The organism is Pedobacter sp. N23S346 (genome assembly GCF_048515415.1).
Classification (GTDB): domain Bacteria; phylum Bacteroidota; class Bacteroidia; order Sphingobacteriales; family Sphingobacteriaceae; genus Pedobacter.
Window position 1 is genome coordinate 348,914 of the sequence record NZ_JBLYEE010000001.1, and the last position, 20,124, is coordinate 369,037.

Below are 20,124 nucleotides of genomic sequence, written 5' to 3' on the forward strand. Positions count from 1 at the left end.
TTTTTTTATCCCAATGAAAGATAATACGACAGCGAAAGAGCAGATCTTAAAAAAAATAAGAAAAGCGCTCTTAGAGAAGCGTGAAAATCCATATCCAAACCTAGAGGAAAGTCCGTTATATAAAAAAAATACGGAGGAGCTCGAAGTTTTATTTGCTGAACAGCTTACGGCGATATCAGGGAATTTTATTTTTTGTGAAGATGGAATCGATTTTTTTGAAAACATGCTCCAACTGGCTGATCGATTCAAGTGGCGTAAAATCTATTGCTGGGAACCTGAACTTCAGGATTTTTTAGCTAAATATGAGTTTCCCTTTTACCAGACTGATAAGGATTTTGAACAGGCAGAAGTTGGGATTACACTTTGCGAAGCGCTAATTGCCCGTAATGGAAGTGTAATGGTAAGTAATCAGGGTGCAGCCGGAAGAAGGTTAAGTATTTTCCCCCACCACCATATTGTAATTGCAAAAACCAGTCAGTTGGTTTTAGACCTTAAAGATGGTTTTCAGTTACTAAAAAATAAGTATGGTAATCAGATTCCATCGATGATCAGTAATATTACCGGCCCAAGCAGAACCGCAGACATCGAAAAAACGCTGGTTTTAGGTGCCCACGGCCCGAAGGAGCTTTTTGTATTTATGATCGATGATTTGAGTTAAGTTTAATTGCTAATGTAGCCCTTGCTCTTCGCCGTATACTTTAAAAAGCCTACAGCTATCCCCGCTCTAACCCAAGCGTAGCGATCCTTAAAATAAATATTATATGGATCTTCTCCATAATACCCAACATTAACAGTGAAAGCAGTCTGTCTCATAAACGATGGTGAATAGTAGCCTGCTGCTTCAACATTTAACCTTCTTTTAGCAGCAAAAAAGTTATAGTGATCATATTTATTAATCGCGTAAGAGATATCAAAATTCCAACGAAAACGCTCTTTATTTAGCGATCCATTATTATTCTCGGTAAGTTTTTCTTTTGCCCTTTTTGTAATTACGGTATCATTAGGCGTTAGTAAATCTTTAAAGTAGACATAAGTTCGGTATGATAGATTATAATTAATTCTCTGAAATCCGTAATCACCTTTTATTATTGGGCTATAGCCAAAAATAAGGTTCTTAAACTCTACTTGATGGTTTAATGATGACCAAACGGCAATATCTTCCTTATCTACTTTACCCCAATTATATCTTAAGTACATATAGTAAGTAGAAAAATCCCAATTTTTATAATTCAATGTGCCAACAACATCTCGGGGAGTTTTGTCTTGTCCATTAGAATGATGCATTAAGCCAATAGTACCATACTTATAGTCATCTACATCTCGATTCAATCTATAATACAAGGCTAAGCCAAGGCGAAAATCTGGAGTGTAAACTGGTTTAGAATCCCGATCTAACATTCTAATGGTGAAATCTGGTACTAAGGCCAGTGCAAATCGCTGTCCTTTAGTACCAATTATCATAAATGAAGTACTTAATCTAGACGAGAAAACATACTTATTCTTTGAACCTATTTCTCCTAATGGCGCAATGTATGAAAGTGGATGATTCTCCCGATAAAAGTCTATGAACCGAAGATTCAGATAGCGTGTAGAATCTTGTGCTTTGATGTTTATGAAACAAAAAAGTGTGAAAAATAAGAGCGTGATTTTTTTCATAAGAGGATTATTAGTTTTAAAGAGACAGTTGATTTTGGTAAGCTTACTTCTGAGTTTGCTCACCCGCCACGGTTGTTTTACCTTCACCAAACAAACTAAAACCAATTGCAAAACCTACCCAAGGTTTGCCTTGGTGACCCCAGCTAACCCCAGCAGATTTATCAATAAAGTCAACCCCTGTAAATATGCCGATCTGGAATGTATCATATTGATACATATATCCCGCAGAAAAAGATAATGCAGAAGCCGAATTGTCTTTATCGATCTTGACACCGCCTACTGATACCCCACCTAGTAAATTACTTGCAGAATATACCCTATTGACACGCTGCCACCTTACACCCGCAGATATTCCAAAATTTATCTTTTCTTCAAAAGTAAATGGAGCCTTAGCATTGCCAAATCTCGCTTTAATAGGTAGTGTTAAAAAACCCCATGTAAATCCTATTTTATGAGGATAGATAGATTCGCACTTATCATTAAAATCTTTAAGAGGAATAAAAAATTGCATGTTATTCGCCCATAAATCAATATAAGCTAAGTCTTTATATTTAAAATTACTTGATGTTCGATTTTTAATCTGTGCTGATTCAATTCCTATATCTGATTTGAATATTTTATATACAGAGTCTACTTTCTTTGATCCTACTGTGGTGTTTTCATTATTATTAAACGATTTCATTGCAACACTATCCTGTAGTTTATTTTTAGCTAATCGATTATAAAAATCAACTTTGTTTAAATCAACACTATAATTCCATACAGAGATAATATAACCGCTATCAACAACTTCGTAAACGTAAAATTTAGTGTCATTCTTCAATAAAAAAGATAAACTTGTATCAATTCTCTTGCTTATCGGATTATAAAATTTTACAGAAAAACTGGTTTTCGTTACAAACGATTTCCCGATAATATCATTGCTTTTTCCGTTTGATTGACCGAAAGACTGGCCAATAAATAAGCAATAAACTAATAAAATTAAGAGCTTTTTCATAATTGCGTTTTTAGATTGTTTGAGATTTTGTAAAATTAAGATCAATACATCCCTCCCGCATATACCCACTATCCGGTATATTGTATTTTTCCTAAACGCCTTACCTTTATAAAGTTAGCGCCTCATAACCCAAAATATTAAATGAAGTATTTTGTTGGCTTATAAGGCAAATACATTTTAAATTCTATATTTTTACTAGCAAACGCTCCAACGATGAATAAAAATTTATTCAATCTGATTTTACTTTTTTATCTTTCTGTACGCTTATGTTCTGCCCAAACCGGAAATCCTATTTTAATTGATACTGCCAAAAAATTCAGCATCAGTAAGCATGGGTATTTCTATGAAGACAAGCATTTAAACCTGACTATCGATTCTCTTGTCAGTTATAAAGCCGCCAATAAACTGATTCCGTTAACCCCGGGGAAAGTCTTTAGCAAAGGCTATACGCAATCTTATTACTGGGTTGCTTTCGATGTGGAAAATACACTGAATCAAGCGGTACATCTGATGTTTAAAGAGCAGAGTTCGAGCATTAACCAGCTACAATTATATAAACTGGATGAAAGCGGAAAAATTCATCCACTGGGTTTAACCGGCGATCATTTCCCATTTAAACAACGTCCTTATCGTAACCGCAGCTTTATCTACCCAATGGTATTGGCAGCCCATGAAAAAGCGACTTACTTTTTATGGGCCGATAAACGTGGTCAAAATTTATATATGCCCATGTCAATCGGTCGCGATGTAGACATTATTCAGGCAGAAATTCCACAACACACCTTATTTGGATTCTATACCGGCGTATTTGTATTTGCCATGATCTTCAATTTGCTGCTTTTTGCATCTGTTAGGGATAATATCCATCTATATTATGCCATCTACATTTTTTGCATGCTCATATTTATCCTTGAGGAAGAGGGATTGGCATTCCAGTGGATTTATCCTAATTTGCCAGGACTTCAGGATTATATGCGGCTGATTATGGCTTCACTGAGCTGTGGTTTGTTGATTCAGGTAATGCAGCTTTTTGTAAATCAGAATGAATCAAACAGTCGCATGTTCCGCTTTACAAACTACTATAAACGCTTTTGTTGGGTCATGGCGATCATTCCCGTAATAATGCTCTTCAAATCATTTATCATCCTCGAAAAAATTGTTTTTTACATCAATAACTTCCTTGCGCTGCTTACGGTAATTGTCATCATTATTTGTGTAGTGGAACGAATCAAAGCGGGATACAAGTTAGGCTGGTATTATTTTATAGCAACGGTAATGCTTCTCCTTGGCGTATTCAACTATATTTTTAACACGCTGGGAATCACAAATTTCAATTTATTAAAGCCGAATGGCCTGGTAGTGGGCTTAACAGCTGAAATTATATTTCTTTCGTTCGCCCTTACACAACGCTACAATTATCTTAAAAAAGAAAAAGAAATTCTGCTGGAAGAAAAGAGTAAACATCAGGTAGATTTAGCCGATGGCATCTTTAATGCACAAGAAGATGAACGAACCCGTTTGGCCCGGGATCTTCATGATGATCTCGGGGGAACACTCTCAATTATTAAACTAAATATCACCGCCTTTCAGCACAAGGTTTTACAGCTCACTGATGATGAATGCGTTTTTTATAATAAAACGATCAGTATGATTGAGAAGGCCTGTTTAGACCTGAGGGAGATTTCACATAATCTGATGCCCAAAAATTTTGAGCAATCTGGTTTAATTGAAACGTTAAAGGAACATTTTAGAACATTAAACGAATCTAGTAAAATTGAGTTTGATTTCGTTTTTCAGTTAGAACACCCCATTGAAAGCACAATGGAGATCACCATTTACCGCATTGTGAACGAACTGATTAATAATATCATCAGACATTCTTATGCCTCAAAAGCTACCATACAAATTTTATCTTTTGATAAACAAATTAGTATCATGGCAGAAGATAACGGTATTGGTTTTAATCCTGATACAGATAAAAAGGGAATAGGAATGCAGAATATTCTTTCCCGTGTAAAATACTTAAACGGAAATATCCTGGTAGACAGCAATAAAAATGGCACCACAACTACAATAGATATCCCCCTTAAATAATGGAGCGCTTTGAACAAAAATCAATTACGTTAATGATCGCAGATGATCATAAACTCTTTGCAGAAGGATTATCAGCCATTCTTTCTAAGCAGCCTCATTTTAAAATAATTGGAATGGCGGCAAATGGAAAGGAAATTTTACATCTGCTCAATCATCATTTACCCGATATTTTGATCATCGATTTAAATATGCCTATTCTTGACGGAGAAACCGCTTCCGAAAAAATCAGACACTTATTTCCATCTGTTAAAATAATGGTATTGTCTATGTACCATACCGCAAAATTAGCTTCTAAATTGAAAGAGATAGGCGTGAAAGCATTTATTCAAAAGGATACCGACGCAGATAGTCTGTTTAAAATTATTTCAGGAATTCAACAGGGAGCGTGTTTTTTTGAAAAGGCAAAATCCGACCCTCATCTAGTATCCAATCATAACATTGACGATCATTTTCAAAAAAGCAACAACCTCACCTCACGCGAGATGGAAATACTGAAACTGATCAGTAATGACTATACTTCACAACAGATTGCACAGAAATTATTTATCAGCTTAAACACGGTAGATACCCACCGAAAAAACATGGCGCAGAAGCTAAATGTTACTGGTAAAGCAGGGTTATTAAAGTTTGCTTTAGAAAATAAGCACCGCTAAAATTTTATTTATTTTCGTTATTCGAATATAATTGATATTTTTATACTACATACCGTTTTAGTATGCGGTATTATAATTTATGAGCAAAGTAATAAATACGGTAATAACCGGCACAGGAAGTTACATCCCTGAAAATATAATTTCTGGTAATGAATTCCTGAATTCGACTTTTTTTGAGAACGGAAATCGCATTGAAAAAGAAAATGCCGAGATCATCCAAAAATTCTCTGAGATCACCGAAATCGTAGAGCGCAGATACATTAGTGAGCAACAATTAAGTAATCACATCGGTGCTAAAGCTGCTGAAAAGGCGATTGAAAATGCAGGGATTGACAAAGAGACATTGGATTATATTATCTTCTGCCATAACTTTGGAGACATTCCATCAGGTAGCAACAGGGTTGATATTCTTCCATCTCTGGCCGCTAAAGTGAAGCAACAATTGGAGATATTAAATCCTGACTGCGTTGCTTATGATATTATTTTTGGTTGTCCTGGTTGGGTTCAAGGATCGATACAGGCAGATTATTTTATTAAAAGTGGTGATGCCAAACGCGTAATGGTGATTGGCGCAGAAACCTTGAGTAGAATTATCGATCCTCATGATCGCGACAGCATGATTTTTTCTGATGGAGCAGGTGCCGTGATCTTTGAAGGCACAGAAGAGCAGGATCAAAAAACCGGAATTTTAGCCCACAAAACTGAAACCCACGCCGTAAACTATGGCAACCTGCTTACCATGGGCAAAGGATCGCATCCGGAAGAAGATAATGGGAATTTATATTTAAAGATGAATGGCCGTAAGCTTTATGAGTTTGCCGTAGTGCAGGTTCCTCAGGTAATTAAAAAGGCGATTGATAAGGCAGGATTAAGTGTGGATGATGTTAATATCGTATTCGTACATCAGGCAAACGGCAAAATGGACACTGCCATTATGAAACGTCTTTTTAAACTTTACGGTAAAGATACTGTGCCAGAAAACCTGGTGCCGATGACGATTTCCTGGTTAGGTAATAGCTCTGTAGCTACTATACCAACCTTGCTTGATTTAGTTTTAAAAGAAGAAGTTAAAGGCTATAAAGTTAAAGCTGGAGACATAGCTGTTTTTGCCTCGGTAGGTGCCGGAATGCACATTAATGCATTCGTGTATCGGTTTTAATTAGCCAGTCTTTTCAAACCTGCTTTTGCCTGGCTTTCAATGCTGTTCTCATATTCATGATTTTTCATGGCTATGGCCGTATTGAAAGCCTCTTTTGCTTTTACAAAGTTTCTTTTTTTCTCGTAAATCTTCCCTATCTGTATCGCTGCATTTGCAGCAAAATAATATTTCAGGTTTTTCCCCTGATTAATTGATGCCTGATAGGCAACTAATGCCTGATCATCCTTATTTAAACCATCATAAACCCTGCCTAATCGATAATTAAATTCGGCTTTATCTTTATCGCTTGCATAATCCGAAGTTTGCTTATCTGCCAGTACCTGCAAGGCTTTAGTTAAGTATCCTCCATCAAATAATAAACGTGTTTTTAGGAGATCAATAGGTGGCGCTGGCGCCGCTGCTTCATTTTTAGCCTGCTTATCTTTTTCTGTATACAGGTAACCATTATTTATCGATTTAGCTACGTAAGTGGTGTAGCCCGTTTTATCTCCTTTTAAAAGCGAAATCCAGGCAAGATGAAGGTTGCTGTCTTTAATATAATTAACGCCCTTATTTGATTGCAAAAAGCGATTGAAATAAATCCCGGCATTAAGATCCAGCTTATTCAGATGAGCTAGGCCTTCCAGGTAATCGAGATATGGAAATGGCTGATAAACTCCACCTTCTGGTTTTTTAGATAAAATCTGTATGGCTTCGTCATTATGCGCATTTTTCAAACAAACATAACTCTGTAAGTAACTTTTTAAAAGACTGGTGTCGGCGATACGCTCCGTATATTTCATAGTTTTAACATAGGCAGAAGGACTATGTGCCACATCTGTAAGTACATAAGCATAATAAAATACCACTTCATCATAAAATGGCTCATAAGATGATTTAGGTAAATAATCAGCAAGTTTTTCAAACATATTAAGTCCGGTTTGCATGTTTCCTTTGATACCAAAAGTAGAAAGTGCAGTCTTTAAAGCTCCATCAGGTAGATTACCCAAAACAGCGTTAATTAAGCCTAAACCTTTAAAGTTGAGTTGAAAATCCGGAAATTTCTTAGCGTTTTCCTGAAGGAGGCTATTGGCTTTCTTAACTTCCATTGCCGCATTAAAAAACTCACCAAAGCGACCACGAATTAAAGCCCACTGCAAATTTATTTCAGCTTGCGCATACAGATAGTATGGAGATTTTTTGTCATCATCACTAATCTGATCTAAACGGGCAGATTTATTGCCTTTTAGCCGATCGAAATCAGACTTGCTTTCTGATGTAACCAGCGTAAAATAATCAACATAGTTTTCTAAAAGCGGAATAATGGCGTTTTTGGGGTGTTGCTTCTTTTCTGTCGATATATAGGCTCTGGCATTCCCAAGCTTTAGGTCAAAAATACTTTTATAGGCCTTAAGGCAATTGGCGTTGAAATCGAAATTTGCAAAAAGCGATGTAGACGGCAATATGAATAGAGCAGAGAGCACAATGAAACGCTGTTTTTTCGTCATTTGTTGATGGTATTCATTTGGTTTAATTGATATAGCTGAAATGAAGCAGTATTTTTAAACGCTAAAATTTTATTCTTGTTTTGCGTAAAAGCAAAAAAAACGCCCCGATTTGGTCGAGACGTTTTAAATAATATAATTTTGGGTTTAATTAACCTTCTGCTACTTCGTGTGTTAAAGCCTCATCAACAAGGATACGACCACAATGCTCGCAAACGATAATTTTTTTACGTTGACGAATATCTAACTGGCGTTGAGGCGGAATTTGGTTAAAACAACCTGAACATGAATCACGATCAATAGTTACAACGGCTAAACCGTTAACTGCATTTTTGCGTAAACGTTTGTAAGCAACTAATAAACGTTCCTCAATCTGAGGTTCTGCTTTATCAGCTTTCTTTTGTAAATCTTGCTCTTCTTTTTCAGTTTCAGCAGTGATCACATCAAGTTCACCCTTTTTAATTTCTAAATCTTTTTTTCTACCATCTAATTCTGCTTTGGCAGCTTCATAGATTTCAGTTTTAGAGGTGATTTCGAAACCGTGTTCTTTAATTTTTTTCTCAGAAACCTGAATATCTAAACCTTGAATCTCAATTTCTTTGGTTAAAGCATCGTATTCACGGTTATTTTTAACTTCTTTTAATTGAGTATCGTATTTTTTTATAGAAGACTGAGCATCTTTGATCGTATTTTTACGCGTTACGATTGAATCTTCCAGGTCATCAAGCTCCGCTTTGATTTTTGAAATTCTAGTTTCTAATCCTAAAACATCATCCTCTAAGTCGGCAACTTCCATTGGTAATTCGCCACGTACCTGGCGGATTTTATCAATTTTGGTGTGGATATTTTGTAATTCGTATAAAGCTTTTAGCTTTTGTTCTACGGTTTGTTCCATTAAAACAAGTAATTAATTGGGTTTGTATTTTGCTCCGTTAAACGGATTGCAAAGTTAGTAAATTTTTTCTGAATAATTTCAACCAATAAATTTGATGTAAATTGTTCAGTTTCAAAGTGTCCAATGTCAGCAATGATGATTTTTTCCTCTGCATCGAAAAACTCATGGTATTTAAAATCTGCTGTAATAAAAGCATCTGCCCCTGCAGCAATTGCCTCTTTTAAAAGGAAACTTCCGGAGCCGCCACACACTGCTACTTTTTTAATTCTTTTTCCAGTTACGGCCGTATGCCGAACCACTCTGGCCTGCATTCTGTCTTTTACCAGGTGTAAAAAATCGTAGGCGTCCATATCGTATTCCAGCCAACCCAACATGCCAGATCCAACCAGCTGATGTTTGTTCTCCAATTTATAGATATCGTAAGCTACCTCTTCGTAAGGATGGTTTTCAAACAGCGCAAGTAGAATCTTTCTTTCAGCCTGCGTGGGATAAACGATTTCGATCCGGGTTTCTGCCTCTTGATGGCGAACACCTCTTTCACCAACAAAAGGATCGGATGCTTCATTGCCTTTAAAGGTTCCAAAACCATCGGCATTGAAACTACATTCGCTGTAGTTTCCAATGTTCCCGCCACCAGCATAAAATAATGCCGAACGCAACTGCTCTGCCTGTGCATGCGGACAATAGGTAACCAGCTTTTTTAACAACCCTGTTTTAGGTAAAAGTACTTTGGTTCCGCTCAAACCCAACCGCTCGCAAATGCGGGCATTTACACCTGTATGTACGCTATCCAGATTGGTATGAATGGCATATAAGGCGATATTATTTTTAATGGCTTTTAATACCACACGTTCTACGTAGTTTTTTCCATTTAGCTTTTTTAACCCTTTAAAAACGATTGGATGGTGGGTAATAATCAAATTACAACCTGTAGAAATGGCTTCATCAACAATGGCTTCGATGCAATCTAAAGCAACCAGGGCTGCACGAACATCCATATTCGGATCGCCAACAATCAACCCCGAATTATCGTAATCTTCCTGGTAATTTAGCGGGGCAATGCTTTCTAAGTAATTGGTAATTTCAGCTAATTTCATGGTATAAATATAGAAAAGGTTTTTGTTGAAAAGGAATATAGCAGAACGGTTATTCCAACTGCAGTGGTCAAATATTTAATAGAACTATTAAAGTGAATTTCAAAGATCTCTCTGTTCCGCTGCGCTCCAATTGAGATGATGCCTTAGGAGAGGTTGTCCTTTCGACGTCCATTTAATGTGTCTTAAATATCTAATAATTTACCTTATACGCATTTAGTTTCATATAGATTAACAACTAATTAAATTGAAGTTCTTATATTCTATATTTCTAAATGGTTTTATGACTGCTTGATGATCCCTTTAATTTAATTATCAATTATTTATCATATAGATATATAGCTCATATAGATTAACAACTCTAATTAAATTGAAGTTTTTATATGTTCTATATTTCTAAATGGTTTTATGACTGCTTGATAATCACTTTAATTTAATTATCAATTATTTATCATATAGTTCATATAGATTAACAACTCTAATTAAATTGAAGTTCTTATATTTTCTATATTTCTAAATGGTTTTATGACTGCTTGATGATCGCTTTAATTTAATTATCAATTATTTAACTGTTAAGGCATTTGGCTCAGATAGATTGAGATTTTTTTGTTGTAATGGAAACAAAAAGTCCGCAAACCAGATTCTTCATTATTTGCGGACTTATAGTATATAGCGGGCCAAACTTTAAAAGTAATACGGTCCTTATTTTTAAAAAATTATATTAAATCTTTCTCCCGTTGAGGCTTTTAAAATTGCAATTCAGGAACGTTTATTGAAATCCACCACCCATTCTTACCATTTGTAAGCTTTCGAAAACTGCTTTCTGATTATATTCAAAGGCAAGGCTTTTGTGGTTGATCACATCTACAATAGTTCCAATCATACATAATCCACCAGTGAAAAAGTATAAAAGACCCATTCCAATCTGACCGATAACAAAACGATGTATTCCGGCGAAACCTAAAAATCCAATTAAGGCTAATAATAAAATTTCTGACGGTTGCTTTCTGCGGCTGCCGTAAATCATTAAGAAATTACGCAGTTGCTGCTCATTTAAACCTGTTGTAGCTTGTTGTAAGTATGCATATTCTTCTGGCGTTATACCTGGTAACGACATTAGAGGTGATTGAAATATATCCATGGCTTTATGTATTTGTGGTTAATGTTTTAAATTTTTGTTTATTTCTGATCAATGTATAAATTCTGTAAACTATAATTAAAAGTGCCGGAAACCCGAACCAATGTTCGGAAAAGCTTTCGGTAAATTCACCATGAAAAATATGGCTAATCGACCTTCCCAATCCACATCCCGGACACCAACCCTCGTAGCCTAAATTAGCTAGCGGACAAAGTGTAAAGTGATGTTCATGACCATTTGCTGTTGCCAGTAACACTAAAGCCATCACCCAGAACGCTAGTTCTAATGGGAAGTTTTTAATGGGTCTCATGCTTTCAATTTATGTATTTTAGAGGATTTGAGATTTGCTTTGTTACAGGAATATACGCTTATTCGACAAACAGTAAATATAATCCGACGAATCAGGACTTGCGAACGAACAAACATTAGCACAAACTTAAAAAACCTTTAACATATTTCGGGGTTAATATTAAAGAATAAGCTTATTTTTGTGCCTTGAACATTCGCGATTTAATAAACAGATACAAGACAGACGAGAGGGTAACCCAATTTACCAAAGCGTTAAACGCTTCTAAAAGCCCGAAGATACAATTAAAGGGATTAGTGGGTTCTGCCGATGCTATTGTAGCACTTTCCTCTTACTTTTTATTACATAAACCAATGCTTTTTATTCTCCCGGATAGGGAAGAAGCAGCATACTTTCAATCTGATTTGGAAAGCGTGCTGGATAAGCAGGTTTTGTTATTCCCATCCTCGTACCGTAAATCTTTCGATTTTACACAGGTAGATACCGCAAACGTGTTGGCCCGTGCAGAAGTACTTAATGAACTGAATCACGATTCGGAGTATGGTAAAGTTGTGGTTTCCTATCCTGAAGCCATCGCAGAGAAGGTGATCGATCGCTCTGCCTTAGAAAAAAACACATTGGAAATTAGCCTTGGTGCTAAATTGGGAATTGATTTTATCAATGAATTTTTAATTGATTATGATTTCGACCGAAGGGATTTTGTTTATGAACCCGGCCAGTTTTCCATTCGCGGTGGTATTGTAGATATTTTTTCATTTTCTTCTGATTTACCTTACCGGATTGAGTTTTTCGGCGATGAGGTGGAAAGCATCCGCAGCTTTGAAATTGAAAGCCAGCTATCGGTAAATAGTGTTAAATCGCTTACCATTGTTCCAAACGTACAAGCCAAATTTCTAACAGAAAGCAACATTAGCATCCTCGATTATATAGATCAGGATACGCAGCTTTGGCTTAGAGATGTTGAATTTACTTTAGATATTGTAAAAGCAGGTTATAAGAAAGCTGTAGAACTTTGGAAAGCGCTTTCGTTAGCAGATAAAGCGCAGAACCTAGAGTGGATTGATCCTAAGTTTGCTTTCAGCGATGAAAAATTACTGGGTGATCATTTACATGATTTCCCTTTAATAGAATTTGGAAAGCAGTTCTTTTATAAAACTGATGATCGATTCGAGTTTGAAACCAAACCACAGCCATCCTTTAATAAAGATTTTAACCTGCTCATTCATAATTTAAAGGAGAATGAAAAAGAAGGTATTGTAAATTTCATTTTTACCGATTCCCCTAAACAAATTGAGCGTTTATATGCCATTTTAGAAGATATCGATAAAACTGCGAAGTTTACGCCAATTAACAGCATGCTCAGGGAGGGTTTTGTAGATCCTCAGATTCAAACGGCTTTTTATACCGATCACCAGATTTTTGATCGTTATTATAAATACAAGCTAAAAAAGGGATACCAGAAAAGCCAGGCGATTACACTTAAAGATTTGCGTGAATTAAAATCAGGCGATTATGTTACCCATATTGATCATGGTATTGGAAAATATGCTGGATTGGAAAAGGTGGAAGTAAACGGCAAAACGCAGGAAATGATCCGTTTAATTTATGCAGACAATGACTTGCTTTACGTAAACATCAACTCCCTTAACCGCATTGCAAAATATAGTGGTAAAGAAAGTGGTGTTCCAAAAATGAATAAGCTGGGTACCGATGCCTGGGACAAACTCAAAAAAACTACAAAAAAAAAAGTTAAAGACATTGCCCGTGACTTGATTAAACTTTATGCGCTAAGAAAAACCCAGGCTGGAACGGCTTTCTCTCCCGATGGCTACCTGCAAACCGAATTGGAGGCTTCCTTTATTTATGAAGATACGCCTGATCAGTTAAAAGCCACCCAGGATGTGAAAAAGGATATGGAAGCGCCACATCCAATGGATCGTTTGGTTTGTGGAGATGTAGGCTTTGGCAAAACGGAAATTGCAGTACGTGCGGCCTTTAAAGCTGTAGCCGAAGGTAAACAGGCAGCCATATTGGTTCCAACAACTATCCTGGCTTTACAGCATTTTAAAACCTTTTCTTCACGGTTAAAAGATTTTCCGGTTACGGTAGATTACATTAATCGTTTCAAAACCAACAAGCAGATTAAAGATACTCTGGCAGAAGCCGCATCGGGAAAAGTTGATATCCTGATTGGTACGCATCGCTTACTCAGCAAAGATGTGAAGTTTAAGGATCTGGGCATCATGATTATTGATGAAGAGCAAAAATTTGGTGTAACAGCTAAAGAAAGGCTAAAGGCTGTTCGTGTTAATGTAGACACCCTAACGCTTACCGCAACACCAATTCCAAGAACATTGCACTTTTCTTTAATGGGTGCGCGGGATTTATCCATCATCAGCACACCACCACCAAACCGTCAGCCGGTAAGTACCGAATTGCATGTATTTAATGATAAACTGATTCAGGAAGCTGTACAATTTGAATTAGACCGTGGCGGGCAGGTTTTCTTCATTCACAACCGTGTAAATGATTTAATGCAATTGGGCGGAATGATCCAGAAGCTGGTGCCAAAAGCCAGAATCGGCATTGCCCATGGAAAACTTGATGGTGATGCCCTGGAAGATGTAATGCTTGATTTTATAAACGGTGAAAAGGATGTTCTGGTTGCTACTACCATTATAGAAGCAGGTTTGGATATTCCTAACGCCAACACCATCATTATCAATCATGCACACATGTTTGGGCTAAGTGACTTACACCAGATGCGTGGCCGTGTAGGCAGAAGCAATAAAAAAGCTTTCTGTTACTTACTTTCACCTCCGCTTTCTACTTTAACTTCTGAAGCAAGAAAACGCTTAAGTGCAATCGAGGAATTCTCTGATTTAGGAAGTGGATTTAATGTGGCCATGCGGGATCTGGATATACGTGGTAGCGGAAACCTGCTGGGTGCGGAGCAAAGTGGTTTTATAGCAGAAATTGGCTTTGAAATGTACCACAAAATATTAGATGAAGCCATTCAGGAACTGAAAGAAGCAGAGTTTAAAGGCTTGTTTGAGAATGAACCTGAACGACCATTTGTTGGCTTTACCCAGGTAGATACCGACCTTGAGTTATATATTCCTGATGCCTATATCACCAATATTACCGAACGTTATAATTTATATACAGAGCTTTCTAAATTAAGCAATGAAACCGAACTGGCTGTATTTGAAAAACATTTAGCCGATCGTTTTGGTCCTGTTCCGCCACAGGTAAAAACCATGTTAAGTGTGGTTAGGCTACAATGGTTTGGTAAAAAATTAGGTTTTGAAAAAATTAGCTTTAAGAAAAATAGCCTTCGTGGTTATTTCCTAAGTGATAAACAATCGAAATATTTCGACTCTAATACATTTACCAAAATATTAACTTTTGCTCAAAACCATCCTCGAATGTGTAACTTAAAAGAAGTTAAAAATACATTAAGGATCGCTTTTGATCATGTTAGTACAGTTGAAGAAGCCATTCAAACTTTAGCATTTATTGATTAAAAACGTTAATTCAGTCAGCCGACTGACTGAATTAACGTTAATTCAGTCAGTCGGCTGACTGAATTAATATTATTTGCTTATCTTTGGATTATGCTAAGTCAGATTTCCAGATATTTAAAATTAACTATTCTCCATAAAATTGGGAAGAACAAAGTGATTTTACTATTTGGAACGCGGAGGGTTGGCAAAACCTGGCTCATTGAGCAGATTACTGCTGAAGCAAACATAGAATATCTTTTTTTGAATGGAGAAGATCAGGATATCCAAACCTTACTCGCCACCAGAACTGCAGCTAATTACAAAAGAATTTTAGGTAACAGTAAATTATTGGTGATTGATGAAGCACAGGTAATTCCTGAAATCGGTAAAATTTTAAAGTTACTAATTGATAGCTTTAAAGATTTAACGATTATCGCGAGTGGTTCATCTGCATTTGATCTTTCTAACCAAACCGGAGAGCCACTTACAGGCAGAAGTATAACTTATTATTTGTATCCGATTGCGCAATTAGAATTGGCACAAAATGAAAATGGCTTACAAACTGCTCAAAACCTGGAAGAAAGGCTAATTTTTGGTTCATACCCCGAAATATTTCAATTAGATACCCTGGCAGAGAAAGCACAATACTTAACAGAATTGGTTAAATCATATTTGCTGAAAGATATTTTGATCTATGAAAATATTCAGAACAGTAACAAACTATTCGATCTACTTAAACTCATTGCCTTGCAGATTGGCTCAGAAGTTTCAATTGACGAACTTTCCAGGTCATTAGGAATTAGTAAAAATACTGTTGATCGTTATCTTGATTTGCTATCGAAGGTATTTATCATTTATAAAGTTGGTGGATATAGCAATAACCTCCGCAAAGAGGTTACCAAATCTTCTAAATGGTATTTTTATGATAATGGCATTAGAAATGCGATTATCAATGATTTTAGGCTGTTATCGCTCCGGAATGATCAGGGTATTTTATGGGAAAACTATGGGTTTAGTGAGCGGATTAAAAAAACCAGTTACGAACAACAGGGTGCCCAGTATTATTTTTGGCGAACTTACGATCAACAGGAAATTGATTTAATTGAAACTAAAAATGGAGAGATGGTGGCCGTAGACTTTAAATGGAGCAATCAAAAAAAGAAGATTCCCGGCTTTTTTGCGAAAAATTATCCGCATGCCTCATTTTCAATTATTAATAAAGACAATTACTTAGATTTTATACTTTAATGGATCCTACCTTATTACTCGACTTAGTTAAAATGCAAATGCCTTACGGAAAATACAAGGGTTATTTGATCTGTAATATTCCGGAAAGTTATTTGTTATGGTATAAGGACAAAGGCTTTCCGAAGGGCAAGTTAGGAGATTTGATGGCGACTATGTTTGAAATCAGGGTTAACGGTTTAGAGTATCTTCTAACACCATTAAAGAATCAAAATCGGTAAATAAACCGGAATAGATCAAGTATAAGGTATGCTAAGAAATGTCCCGCAGATTAAGGTGATCTGCGCATAAAAATCTGCGTGTTTTGCACAATCTGCGGGATATATAATTAAATCTCACAACCATTCTCATCACAAATGGCATCATTATTTTTATTCAAGGAAGTAAGCACGGTTTTGGGCTGCGCATCTTTCCATGCCGTAAAACTTTGGGTTAATGCCTCCGTAAAAGCTTCTACTGGCTGAGCACCTGAAACACCAAACTTTCTATCCATTACAAAATATGGAACACCGCGAATACCTAAATTCTGACTTTCATAAATGTCATAACGAACCGCTTCAGCGAACTCATCGTTATTGAGAACCTTTTCTGCTTCTGATCGATCTAATCCAATTCCAACAGCAAGATCAGTTAAAACTTCAACATCACCTATATTTAAACCGTTCACAAAGTGAGCTTCAAACAATTTTTCTTCCGCTACATCCTGAAGATTATGTTTAGCTGCTAAATGTATGAGGCGATGAGCATCGAATGTATTGGCAGGAACATTGTGATCAAAATCGATATTTAATCCAGCATCTGCTGCCATATCAACTACCTGTTTAGTCATTTGTCTCGCTTGCTCAACTGGCATACCTTTATTTCTACTTAGGTAATCATAGATGGTTTCATTATTTGTATTCTGATATTCAGGATTTAGCTGATAACTTTTCCAATCTACTTCGATTTCATCTTTAAAAGGTAATTTTTCAATTGCCTGTTCGAAATGTCGCTTACCTATATAACAAAACGGACACATTACATCCGACCAGATTTCTACTTTCATAAAGCAAAATTAGGTGGTTAAAAATTGATGTTAGTAAAGAGAAAGTAAAAAGGCCACTATCCTTATGATAAGTGGCCTCTAAGCATCTGTATAAATTTATTTATAAAGCTGATTAAATATCAGCTTAAACGTTCCATGAGTTTGTGCCCTAAAGGCAATTTCCGGACCAAAAGCAAGTAACTTTCCTTTCCCTACATTTGCTTCGAAAGCAGTTACGCCATCTTGTAAATAAGCTTGGCCCCAGGCCCATCCGCTACGCAAAGGGGTAGCAGAATCAAACCACATTAAGGGCTTAATTTTCCCGGCCGCAATTGCATCTCCAGTTAGCTTAAAAACAGGACTGTTGTCAAAATAAACATCAGCATCTTTTTCCATTCCCCAATTGGCAGGTTGTTTCGTATCTACGCCAACCTTTAAAACACTTCCAGGAACATAATATTTTTCCGCAGGTAGTCGCTTTTCTTCGCCATTCACAATTTCTGTCACCGCACTTCGAACAGGAAGGTTTAAATGGTAGGCCAAATTGGTACTACTACCGATGGTTACAATATTTCCACCATCTTCTAAAAATTTCTTCAGCTGAGGCACAGATTTATCTGCAGTAACTCTTCCCAGGCGGTTTCTGTAATTGGCCGGAATATCGTCTGCTTTTGGTCCGAAAGTCCTCGAAACAAAACTACCACCTTGTGGAGAAGGAATTGCGCCGCCAACGAAAAGAATAACATCATATTTAGACTTTAAATTTCCTGCATCTATATCCTGTGGATAAATCACTGTTGCATCGTAATGATATTGCTCCATAATGAACCGCATCCAGCCTGAAGCCATCGATCCGCCATAGTTATCCCACAAGGCAATTTTTGCTGCTGAAACCTTACTTTTATCTTTAATCTCGGTAGCCTGCTTTATTTTCACATTTGATTTCTCCAGGATAAATTTCCCAGCTGCAGAAACATAGAAATCTCCATTTTCATTTGAACGGTATACTGGTAAATTTTTCTTCAATAAATCGTTTACAGCAGTGTAAGAATCGTTTTGTGCAGCGCTTAAAACATAGCTCGTTCCTGTGAGTTTGTTTTCAGGAACCAATAGCTTTCCATAAGGATTTTTTTCAAACGGTCCGTTAAAATAATCCTGAATGCGATCAAATTTCACATCCATTAAATAAGCCAATGTCCAACCTGCGGCATCATAAGGTGGAATAGGCGCACCACCTTCATATTTAAAATCATTTGGATGATCTTGTGGCTCAAACATATCCAAAACATGCGGCCGGAAAGCCTGATCAGTTTTAACCACGTAACTTCCAGCCGGATATTTTTTTCCAGAAACAGCAAAAGAAGCAGTGGCTTTTTCGACCACAATCCCTGTACGAATCAAAGCATTCAAAAACTTAATGGCAGAATTAAAATCAGGTTGATCGGCAGATAAAATATATCCTCTGGGATCTCTGTTAGTTGGTGCATTCATCACGGTATCAAAATACTTTACATTCATCGTGTTTCTACCACCAAATTCGACATCGCCTGCCGCAGTATTCGAGCCTCCCTTTTTGGCTGCTGCATTAATGGCCTCTATTTTTTTTGGAGAAAATGACCAGGTATCTTTTTTGCCTTTATCGATCGAATTTCTACCCATTTGATAAATATTGAAAAGTAATTCATCAGCATGTCTTTGGGCATAATTCAACACTGCATAGTTTAAAGAAACGGAATAATCAATCGAGTTTTTGAAATACCATTTTCGTGGCGTAACCGGATTTGGCGAATCACTGTTCGGTAACAAGCGAGAAGGTACCAAAGGAATTTCAGAAGGGCTAGGGCTACCTACAATCTCTGTAAGCAGACCAATCATGTTATGAAAATAGGTAGTTGTTCTTAAACCACCATTGTACCAGGTAGAAAATACAGATCCGCCACGTTGCGTGTAACCAGGCTTTCCTTCTACATTTAATCTCGTGTGCATGGCTGCGCCAACGGCATCTAAACTGGTTAAAAGTGTGGCATCAAACACATAGTTAAAAGGATCGCGATAGGGTGGACCAGCAACCACCGTTCCTGCCGGACCTGCCTGGTGGTGGTTATACATAATCTGAGGAATCCATTCTATAAAAAGCTGACGCCCGATGTTTTGTGTTTCCTTCAAGTTCAGCATAAAGAAATCACGGTTGTTATCATGGCCTGCATATTTTTCATAAAGTACAGGTAAGCCCGATAATGTTCTTTTAGCGGTATCTTTTTCACGCATGTACCAATTGGTAACCAACTCTTGCCCGTCAGGATTGGCATGCGTAAATAAAATGATCACATTATCCAGAATTTTAGTGGTTTCAGGATCAGTTTTCGAAGCAAATTCATAAGCTGTTTGAATTAACTGATGTGCACCTACAGTTTCTGTGGCATGTAAGCCGCCATCAATCCACACTACAGCCTTTCCCTCTTTTGCTAATGCTTTTGCCTGTACAGGCGTAATTTCTGCGTGCGCTAGCTGTTGTGAAATCTCTTTATATCGATCTAATTTCTGAATGTTTTCTGGCGAAGAAACAATCACCATGTATTGACTTCTGCCTTCTTCGGTTTTTCCAATATCGACCAGTTTAACGCGCTTAGACGTTTGCGCTAATTTTTTAAAATAAGCATCTGTTTGCGTATAAGTAGCAAGTTGGTAATTGTCTCCGATATCGAAGCCAAAATGCGATTTAGGAGAAGGAACTTCTTGGGCATAAACCATCCCAGAGGTAATCATTAAAAAAGCAAAGCACGACTTTCTTAAGTAGTTTTTTATCATAATCAGGATTGTTTGTTGGATAATCAAATATAATAGAGAAACGAATCGGAAAACTGCATGATGT

General features: G+C 36.8%; 16 protein-coding genes. 7 read left to right on the forward strand and 9 right to left on the reverse strand.

The features are described 5' to 3' along the window. Positions 1–13: 13 nt before the first annotated feature. On the forward strand, positions 14–658 hold the full coding sequence (locus ACN1CD_RS01485; RefSeq protein ID WP_320463805.1) for a LutC/YkgG family protein: 645 nt from the start codon (positions 14–16) through the stop codon (positions 656–658). A gap of 2 nt (positions 659–660) precedes the next feature. On the opposite strand, the gene ACN1CD_RS01490 is transcribed toward ACN1CD_RS01485, so the two are convergent. Together ACN1CD_RS01490 and ACN1CD_RS01495 are read right to left on the reverse strand one after the other, a co-directional pair. Beyond that, positions 661–1,656, reverse strand: a complete 996-nt coding sequence (locus ACN1CD_RS01490; RefSeq protein WP_419128480.1) for a hypothetical protein — start codon at positions 1,654–1,656, stop codon at positions 661–663. Between the two features lie 43 nt (positions 1,657–1,699). After that, a complete protein-coding gene (locus tag ACN1CD_RS01495) occupies positions 1,700–2,653 on the reverse strand; it encodes a hypothetical protein (protein WP_419128481.1) in 954 nt (317 codons plus the stop codon). 213 nt (positions 2,654–2,866) lie between these two features. Between ACN1CD_RS01495 and ACN1CD_RS01500 the strand changes: the two genes are divergently transcribed. The 3 genes from ACN1CD_RS01500 to ACN1CD_RS01510 all read left to right on the forward strand — a co-directional run bounded on the left by ACN1CD_RS01500 (position 2,867) and on the right by ACN1CD_RS01510 (position 6,559). After that, positions 2,867–4,747 carry a 7TM diverse intracellular signaling domain-containing protein gene (locus ACN1CD_RS01500; protein ID WP_419128482.1) on the forward strand — a complete coding sequence of 627 codons (1,881 nt, stop codon included), beginning with the start codon at positions 2,867–2,869 and terminating at the stop codon, positions 4,745–4,747. Beyond that, a complete protein-coding gene (locus tag ACN1CD_RS01505; RefSeq protein WP_419128483.1) occupies positions 4,747–5,400 on the forward strand; it encodes a response regulator in 654 nt (217 codons plus the stop codon). The genes ACN1CD_RS01500 and ACN1CD_RS01505 overlap by 1 nt, the downstream gene beginning before the upstream one ends. A gap of 79 nt (positions 5,401–5,479) precedes the next feature. Then, complete coding sequence (locus ACN1CD_RS01510; RefSeq protein ID WP_419128484.1) at positions 5,480–6,559, forward strand: 3-oxoacyl-ACP synthase III family protein; 1,080 nt, start codon at positions 5,480–5,482, stop codon at positions 6,557–6,559. Here ACN1CD_RS01510 and ACN1CD_RS01515 read toward each other — a convergent pair. From ACN1CD_RS01515 to ACN1CD_RS01535, 5 genes are all read right to left on the reverse strand, one after another. Next, positions 6,556–8,046, reverse strand: a complete 1,491-nt coding sequence (locus ACN1CD_RS01515; protein ID WP_419128485.1) for a tetratricopeptide repeat protein — start codon at positions 8,044–8,046, stop codon at positions 6,556–6,558. The genes ACN1CD_RS01510 and ACN1CD_RS01515 overlap by 4 nt on opposite strands. Positions 8,047–8,194: 148 nt before the next feature. Beyond that, complete coding sequence (locus ACN1CD_RS01520) at positions 8,195–8,938, reverse strand: zinc ribbon domain-containing protein (RefSeq protein WP_320463813.1); 744 nt, start codon at positions 8,936–8,938, stop codon at positions 8,195–8,197. Continuing rightward, the gene (locus tag ACN1CD_RS01525; RefSeq protein WP_419128486.1) at positions 8,938–10,035 is read right to left on the reverse strand and encodes a Nif3-like dinuclear metal center hexameric protein; all 1,098 of its coding nucleotides are present in this window, start codon (positions 10,033–10,035) and stop codon (positions 8,938–8,940) included. Before ACN1CD_RS01525 ends, ACN1CD_RS01520 begins: the two co-directional genes overlap by 1 nt. Positions 10,036–10,801: 766 nt before the next feature. Then, positions 10,802–11,173, reverse strand: a complete 372-nt coding sequence (locus ACN1CD_RS01530; protein WP_320463815.1) for a TM2 domain-containing protein — start codon at positions 11,171–11,173, stop codon at positions 10,802–10,804. Between the two features lie 4 nt (positions 11,174–11,177). Further along, positions 11,178–11,480: a DUF2752 domain-containing protein gene (locus tag ACN1CD_RS01535; protein ID WP_419128487.1), complete on the reverse strand. Its 303-nt coding sequence runs from the start codon at positions 11,478–11,480 to the stop codon at positions 11,178–11,180. A 185-nt stretch (positions 11,481–11,665) separates the two neighbouring features. Between ACN1CD_RS01535 and mfd the strand changes: the two genes are divergently transcribed. The 3 genes from mfd (at position 11,666) to ACN1CD_RS01550 (ending at position 16,449) form a co-directional block, all read left to right on the forward strand. Next, on the forward strand, positions 11,666–15,004 hold the full coding sequence (gene mfd / locus ACN1CD_RS01540) for a transcription-repair coupling factor (protein ID WP_419128488.1): 3,339 nt from the start codon (positions 11,666–11,668) through the stop codon (positions 15,002–15,004). 90 nt (positions 15,005–15,094) lie between these two features. Next, the gene (locus ACN1CD_RS01545; RefSeq protein WP_419128489.1) at positions 15,095–16,231 is read left to right on the forward strand and encodes an ATP-binding protein; all 1,137 of its coding nucleotides are present in this window, start codon (positions 15,095–15,097) and stop codon (positions 16,229–16,231) included. Then, positions 16,231–16,449 (forward strand): DUF3820 family protein, encoded by a 219-nt coding sequence (locus tag ACN1CD_RS01550; RefSeq protein ID WP_316754770.1) that lies wholly within the window; start codon positions 16,231–16,233, stop codon positions 16,447–16,449. Before ACN1CD_RS01545 ends, ACN1CD_RS01550 begins: the two co-directional genes overlap by 1 nt. A 107-nt stretch (positions 16,450–16,556) precedes the next feature. Here ACN1CD_RS01550 and ACN1CD_RS01555 read toward each other — a convergent pair whose 3' ends face one another. Both ACN1CD_RS01555 and ACN1CD_RS01560 read right to left on the reverse strand, forming a co-directional pair. Next, on the reverse strand, positions 16,557–17,273 hold the full coding sequence (locus ACN1CD_RS01555; protein ID WP_419128490.1) for a DsbA family oxidoreductase: 717 nt from the start codon (positions 17,271–17,273) through the stop codon (positions 16,557–16,559). A gap of 96 nt (positions 17,274–17,369) precedes the next feature. Further along, the gene (locus tag ACN1CD_RS01560) at positions 17,370–20,060 is read right to left on the reverse strand and encodes a M14 family metallopeptidase (protein WP_419128491.1); all 2,691 of its coding nucleotides are present in this window, start codon (positions 20,058–20,060) and stop codon (positions 17,370–17,372) included. Positions 20,061–20,124: the final 64 nt, after the last annotated feature.

Excerpts from the sequence above, each read along its gene's own strand:
- ACN1CD_RS01485 (WP_320463805.1), top strand. The coding sequence starts at position 14 with ATGAAAGATAATACGACAGCGAAAGAGCAGATCTTAAAAAAAATAAGA.
- ACN1CD_RS01490 (WP_419128480.1), bottom strand. The coding sequence starts at position 1,656 with ATGAAAAAAATCACGCTCTTATTTTTCACACTTTTTTGTTTCATAAAC.
- ACN1CD_RS01495 (WP_419128481.1), bottom strand. The coding sequence starts at position 2,653 with ATGAAAAAGCTCTTAATTTTATTAGTTTATTGCTTATTTATTGGCCAG.
- ACN1CD_RS01500 (WP_419128482.1), top strand. The coding sequence starts at position 2,867 with ATGAATAAAAATTTATTCAATCTGATTTTACTTTTTTATCTTTCTGTA.
- ACN1CD_RS01505 (WP_419128483.1), top strand. The coding sequence starts at position 4,747 with ATGGAGCGCTTTGAACAAAAATCAATTACGTTAATGATCGCAGATGAT.
- ACN1CD_RS01510 (WP_419128484.1), top strand. The coding sequence starts at position 5,480 with ATGAGCAAAGTAATAAATACGGTAATAACCGGCACAGGAAGTTACATC.
- ACN1CD_RS01515 (WP_419128485.1), bottom strand. The coding sequence starts at position 8,046 with ATGACGAAAAAACAGCGTTTCATTGTGCTCTCTGCTCTATTCATATTG.
- ACN1CD_RS01520 (WP_320463813.1), bottom strand. The coding sequence starts at position 8,938 with ATGGAACAAACCGTAGAACAAAAGCTAAAAGCTTTATACGAATTACAA.
- ACN1CD_RS01525 (WP_419128486.1), bottom strand. The coding sequence starts at position 10,035 with ATGAAATTAGCTGAAATTACCAATTACTTAGAAAGCATTGCCCCGCTA.
- ACN1CD_RS01530 (WP_320463815.1), bottom strand. The coding sequence starts at position 11,173 with ATGGATATATTTCAATCACCTCTAATGTCGTTACCAGGTATAACGCCA.
- ACN1CD_RS01535 (WP_419128487.1), bottom strand. The coding sequence starts at position 11,480 with ATGAGACCCATTAAAAACTTCCCATTAGAACTAGCGTTCTGGGTGATG.
- ACN1CD_RS01545 (WP_419128489.1), top strand. The coding sequence starts at position 15,095 with ATGCTAAGTCAGATTTCCAGATATTTAAAATTAACTATTCTCCATAAA.
- ACN1CD_RS01550 (WP_316754770.1), top strand. The coding sequence starts at position 16,231 with ATGGATCCTACCTTATTACTCGACTTAGTTAAAATGCAAATGCCTTAC.
- ACN1CD_RS01555 (WP_419128490.1), bottom strand. The coding sequence starts at position 17,273 with ATGAAAGTAGAAATCTGGTCGGATGTAATGTGTCCGTTTTGTTATATA.
- ACN1CD_RS01560 (WP_419128491.1), bottom strand. The coding sequence starts at position 20,060 with ATGATAAAAAACTACTTAAGAAAGTCGTGCTTTGCTTTTTTAATGATT.